Source organism: Micromonospora echinofusca (assembly GCF_017614955.1).
In the GTDB taxonomy this organism is placed as follows: Bacteria; Actinomycetota; Actinomycetes; order Mycobacteriales; family Micromonosporaceae; genus Micromonospora; species Micromonospora echinofusca_A.
On the sequence record NZ_WVUH01000448.1, the window covers coordinates 1 to 4,852 of the forward strand.

Here is a 4,852-nt window from a genome sequence, read left to right on the forward strand (position 1 = left end):
CGCCCGCCCAGTGGCGGGTGACCGCGTGCAGGCCCACGATCAGCGGCGCGGCACCGGCGGCCAGCGGCGGGTTGGCGTGGGAGGGCTGGTTGTCGAGCCAGGCGGCCTCCCGGGCCACCCAGTCGACCACCGGGTCACCGGCGGCGCCGGCCAGCCGGGCGCGGGCGGCGGTGAGCAGACCCGCGTCGGCTTCGACCAGACCGACGGCCGCCAGCGCGTACCGGTACGCCACCGGGTGCAGGGTGGCCTCCAGCAGGGCGGTGGCGTCGGGGCTGTCGCCGCGCAGGGCGGTGCACCAGGCCCGCAGGGCGGCCAGCCGCATCGACCAGCTGTGCCCGTGCCGGCCGCTGTACCGGTCGGCGGCGTCGACCGCCTCGGTGAGCCGGCCGGTACCGGCGAGGGTGTCGGCGAGCAGCCAGGCGGCCCACGCCGCGGCGAGCCGGTCGGTGTCCGGGTCGTCGGCGGCGCCGGTCAGGTCCTGTTCCCAGCCGGGGGCGCCGGTGGTGGCGGCGACCGTGGCGAGCGCGGCCCGCAGGCCCGCGTCGGCGGGCCGGACGCCGTGCCGGGCGGTCACCTGCGCGGCGGTGTCCGCGACCGTGGTCGGGTCGACGGTCAGGGCGGCCAGCAGCCGGATCCGGTCCCGGGCGGCCAGCAGCGGACCGGGCGCGGTGTCCGGTACCGGTGCGACGACCCGGGCCGCGCCGGCGGGGTCACCGAGTTGCAGCAGCGCCTCGGCGTGCAGGACCGCCGCCTGCACGCCCAGCGGGGTGCGGCAGGTCAGGGCGGCGACGGCCAGGTCGGGTCGGGCGGCGCGCAGGGCGGCCCGGGCGGCGACGGCCCGCAGGTCGGCGGGCACGTCGACACCGGGTCGGGTGCAGGCCAGGGTGAGCAGTCGGGCCCGCAGGGCCGGGTCGTCGGTACGGTCGGCGGCGGTGCGGGCGTACCGGTGGGCGTCGTGGTGGTCACCGGCGGCGCTCAGGTGCGTCACCGCCTCCACCGGGGGCAGCAGCCCGGCCAGCCGCCGGTGCAGCCCCCGGCGGGTCGGCTCGTCGAGCAGACCGGCGGCGACCTCGGCGACGTACGGGCTGACCGGGCGGACCTGGTCGCCGTCGGTGACGGCCAGACCGGCGGCGGTCAGGTCCGCCACGCCGGGGCCGAGCAGCGCGGCGGGGGCGGGCCGGCCGAGCAGGCCCAGCACGGCCAGGGCGGTGCGGGCCGCCCGGGGCAGGTCGGCACACGCGGTCGCCACGGCGTAGCCGACCTGGTCGAGGTCCAGCCCGTCGGCGTGGGCGTCGGGTCGGGTGGTGGCGTGCCGGGCCAGGGCGGTCACCGCCAGGGGGCTGCCCCCGGCCCGGTCGACCAGCGCGGTGAGCGTGGCGTCCGGTAGCGCCGGGCAGAGCGTGCGGGCCAGGGCCACGGCGGCGGCCCGGTCCAGGGGCGGCACCGGCAGCCAACCGGTCGCGGCGGCCCGTAACGCCTCGACGGTGGTCGGGGGCAGCCGGTACGGGGTACGCAGGGCGGCCAGGATCCGGCACCGGCCGGCCAGGGCGACGACGGTGTGCAGGGTCACCGGGTCGGCCCAGTGCAGGTCGTCCAGGACGAGCAGTCCGGCGCCGACGCGGACCCGGACCGCGTCGGCCAGCAGTGCCCGGTCGTGCACGGGTAGCCGGACCCGCAGCGCGTGCGACAACACGAACCCGTCGGTGCCGGCCATGGCGGCCAACCCGCCACCGGCGTACCCGGGGGCGGGGACGGCTGCGGCGACGGCGCGCAGCAGGGTGCTGCGTCCGCAGCCCGGCCCGCCGTGCACCACGACCAGCCCCGGTCGGGCCAGCAGCGTGGCCACCTGCTGCACCAGCGGCACCGGCGTCCCCCCGTCCCTCACGGCTTGTGGCACGAACCTGGGATCCTGCGCCCCGCAGGATATTCGTAGGGTAGGCGCCGGCGGGTAGCACGGGTGGAGACGACAGGGGGCGGTAGGCGGTGGGTGTGGTGCGGTGGCGGCCGGACCCGCACGGGTGCACCGCCCGGGTCCTGGGGTGCTGCGACACGGTCCTGCCCCGGGTGGGCGCGGACCTGGCCGGCGCGGTGCGGCAGGTCCGGGACCGGCTGGCCGCCCCGGTGTGCCTGGCCGTGGCCGGACGGTTGAACGCCGGTAAGTCCACCCTGGTCAACGCGCTGGTCGGGCGGCGGGTCGCGCCGACCTCCCCGGTGGAGTGCACCCGGCTGGTCACCCGCTACCGGTACGGACCCACCGACGGGGTGCAGGTCGTCGACCGGGCCGGGGCGCGCACCCCGGTACCCGTCGACGACGACACGCTCGTCCCGCAGCGGGTGCCGGTGCCGTGGGCGCAGGTGGCGTACCTGGACGTGACGGTCAGCAGTGACCGGCTGCGTGCGGTGACGGTGGTCGACACCCCCGGGTTGGCGTCGACGGACCGGCAGGTCAGCGACGTGACCCGGCGTTTCCTGCACGGCGACGTCGACGCCGACTCGGTGGCGGCCGTCGACGCCGCCGACGCGGTCCTGCACGTGCTCACCGGCGCGGTCGGCGTCGACGACGTCACCGTCGGCGGGGACCCGCTGACCGCCGTGGGGGTCCTCACCCGGGTCGACACGCTCATCGACGCCGGCGGTGACCCGTGGCCGGTGGCGCAGGCCCTCGCCGACCGGCAGGCCCGGCGGTTGGCGCACGCGTTGGCCGACGTGGTGCCGGTGGCCGGTCTGCTGGCCGAAACGGCCCACACCGGTGGGCTGGCCGGCGCGGACCTGGCCGCGTTACGGGCGTTGGCGGCCCTACCGGCCGGGCAGCGGCGGCTGCTGACCACATCGGCGGACTGGTTCACCGGACGTGACGCGCCCGTACCGGCCGGGGCGCGGCGGCGGCTGCTGCGGCTGCTGGACCTGCACGGCGTCGCGTTGACCGTCGGCTGGTTGACCGCCGACCCGGAGATGGACGCGACCGTGCTGGTCGACCGGCTGGGCCGGGCCAGCGGCCTGCCCCGGGTACGTGACCGGCTCGACGACGTCGTACGTCACCGCGCCGACCTGGTCAAGGCCGCCCGGGCGGTGGAGGCGTTGCGGCAGCTGGCCGGGCGGGCCACCGACCCGACCGACCGGACGGTGCTCACCGACGCGGTCGAGGACCTCCTGGCCGACCCGGGTCAGCACCGGCTGCGGCTGGTGCAGGCCGCCCGGCAGGTCACCAGCGGACAGGTCGACCTTCCCGAACCGATGCGCCGGGAGTTGATCCGCCTGGTGACCTCCACCGACGTCCGGTGGATCCTCGACACCGGTGACGTGGACACCGGCACGGCCGCCGACGCGGCGGTCACCGCCGCCGGCCGGTGGCGGCGCTTCGCCGTCGTCGCGGCCAGCCCCGCGCAGGCCCGCGTCGCCGACCTGGCCGGTCGGGGTTTCCACCTGCTGGCCCGGCAGGTGGACAGGTGAGCGGGCGGGTGCCGTTGCAGCGGCTGCTCGACGCCGGTGTGGACGCGGCGGTGACCTACCTGCGTACCGTCGACGCCGGTGCCGCCGCGCAACTGGAACAGGCCCGCCACGACCACGGCACCCGCCCCCGGGTGGTGCTGGTCGGTGAACCGCGCTGCGGGAAGAGTTCCCTGGTCAACGCGCTGCTCGGGGCGGGTGTGGCGCCGGTGGCGCCACTGGCCGGCACCGGCACGTGGGTGGAGTACGGGTGGGCGCCCACCGCCGCGGTGCGGGTGTGGCTGCCCGGCCATGACACGCCGGTACCGGCCGAACCGGTGGACCTGGCCCGCTGGGTGCTGACCGGGGCGGGTGCGGACACCCCGCCGCCGAGGCGGGTGCAGGTCGACCATCCGGCGGTGCTGCTGGAGTACCTGACCCTGGTGGACACCCCCGGTGGTGGCGGGTGGGACGACACGCACACCACCCTGGCGTTACGGGCCGCCGGTGACGCGGACGTCCTGCTGTTCGTCACCGACGCGGCCGGCCCGTTGACCGCCCCGGAACTGGACTTCCTGGCCCGCGCCGCCGACCGGGTCGACGTGGTGCTGTTCGCGTTGACGAAGGTCGACGCGTACGGCGGGTGGCGGGAGGTCCTCGCCGCGAACCGGCGGGCGTTGCGGACCTGGGCGCCCCGGTTCACCGACGCCCCCTGGTACGCCGTGTCGGCGCGGTTGGCCGACCTGGCCGCCGGCGTGGACGGCGGTGACGCCGACGACCTGACCGTCGCCTCGGGGGTACCTGCGGTGCAGCGCACCCTGGTCGACCTGGCCGGTCGGGTGGGTGTGCTGCGGCGGGCGAACCTGCTGCGCGCCGCCCGCGCCGAACTGGCCCGCCTGGACGCCGCCGCGACCGAACGGGTCCGCGCCGCCGACGGGGACCCGCACGACGGGGACCGGTTCCGCGCGCAGCGCGCCGACCTGGCCGCGCAGCGGCGCAGCGAACCCCGCCAGTGGTCCCTGGTGTTGGGGACCGAAACGAACCGGGCGCGGGTCGACGCCACCGGCGCTCTGCGTGCCGCGCTGCAGCAGGTGCAGGAGGAGTTCACCGTCCGCATCGACGGGGCGTCCCGCGCCGACCTGGCCGTCCTGCCGCAGGAGGTGGACCGGGCGTTGCAGGGCGTGTCGGTGCGGCTGTCCGAGGATCTGGCCGCCCGGTTCGCGCTGGTCGCCGAACGGGCGTTGGCGCAACTGTTCGACCCGGCCCAGCGGGCCCTGGTCGTCGGTGGGGTCAACGCGACCCTGCGGCACACCATGGCCGCCGCGCCGGTGGCGTCCACCGCGGCGGGCACCGACCAGGTGATGGTGGCCCTGTCCGCGGGTGGGGTGGCGTTCATGGCCGGGCGGGGTGCCGTGGCGGGTGTCTC

General features: G+C 77.6%; 3 protein-coding genes. 2 read left to right on the forward strand and 1 reads right to left on the reverse strand.

Annotated elements, in window-relative coordinates; all coding sequences use genetic code 11:
• On the reverse strand, nt 1-1,864 hold a 1,864-nt coding region (locus GSF22_RS30585; protein WP_208817386.1), incomplete at its 3' end, for a LuxR family transcriptional regulator.
• Between the two features lie 128 nt (nt 1,865-1,992).
• Between GSF22_RS30585 and GSF22_RS30590 the strand changes: the two genes are divergently transcribed.
• Both GSF22_RS30590 and GSF22_RS30595 read left to right on the forward strand, forming a co-directional pair.
• Nucleotides 1,993-3,450, forward strand: a complete 1,458-nt coding sequence (locus tag GSF22_RS30590) for a dynamin family protein (protein WP_307804467.1) — start codon at nt 1,993-1,995, stop codon at nt 3,448-3,450.
• Nucleotides 3,447-4,852: GTPase (locus tag GSF22_RS30595; RefSeq protein WP_208817387.1), on the forward strand; the 1,406-nt coding region annotated here is incomplete at its 3' end. The genes GSF22_RS30590 and GSF22_RS30595, both read left to right, overlap by 4 nt.